We start from the raw sequence: 880 nt of genomic DNA on the forward strand, positions 1-880 counted from the left end.
AGCGCCTTTCAAAACCTGGAAAAGCGGCAAGGCTGCGCCGATCTGCCGGTCATGGCGAAGCCCCTGATCTCGGATGAACTCTGGTCGGTGATCAAGCCGCTGTTGCCGCCCGAGCGGCCCAAACCGAAGGGCGGACGGCCGGTTGTACCGCCCCGTGCCGCCCTGAGCGGCATCCTCTTCGTGCTGCGCTCCGGCATTCCGTGGAAGATGCTGCCGCGGGGATGGGCTGTGGATCCGGCCTCACCTGCTGGCGGCGGCTGCGGGACTGGCAGGAAGCTGGGGTGTGGGACCGGCTGCACCGGGAATTGCTGCGGCGCCTGCGCCAGGCTGATCGCATCGACTGGGTCTGAGGCACTGCCTCAGACGGCCTGCGTGGACAATGCGTCCATCGCAGCGAAAAGGGGAGCGCCGGAACCGGGCCGAACCTGACGGATCGCGGCAAGGCAGGCACCAAGCGTTACCCCGTCACGGACCGCTGCGGCATCCCGTTCGCTTTCCTGCTGAGCGGCGCCGATACTCACGACAGCAGGCCGGTCGAGGATCTGCTCGATGCGGTGTCACCCATCCCAGGCAAGCCGGGCAGACCTCGTCGCAGGCCGGACAAACTGCATGCCGACAAGGCCTACGATCACCGCCGCTGCCGCCGTGCCTGCCTCCGGCGCGGGATCAAACACCGGATCGCGCGCCGTGGCATCGAGAGCAGCCAGAAGCTGGGTCAGTCAGCACAGGTGGGTCATCGAGCGCACATTCGCCTGGATCAACCGCTTTCCGCCGCCTGGCCATCCGCTACGAGCGCAGGCTCGACATCCACCATGCCCTCACCGCGCTCGCCTGCTCCCTCACGTCCCTCAACGCCCTTCAGAGTAGGTTTCGAAAGGCA

1 pseudogene is annotated in these 880 nt (G+C 66.9%); it reads left to right on the top strand.

What is annotated here, in order from left to right:
* Positions 1 to 51: 51 nt before the first annotated feature.
* Positions 52 to 880, top strand: a pseudogene (locus tag D2K64_RS23850) (IS5 family transposase); the annotation flags it as partial.

It is taken from the genome of Teichococcus vastitatis (assembly GCF_003604215.1).
In the GTDB taxonomy this organism is placed as follows: domain Bacteria; phylum Pseudomonadota; class Alphaproteobacteria; order Acetobacterales; family Acetobacteraceae; genus Pseudoroseomonas; species Pseudoroseomonas vastitatis.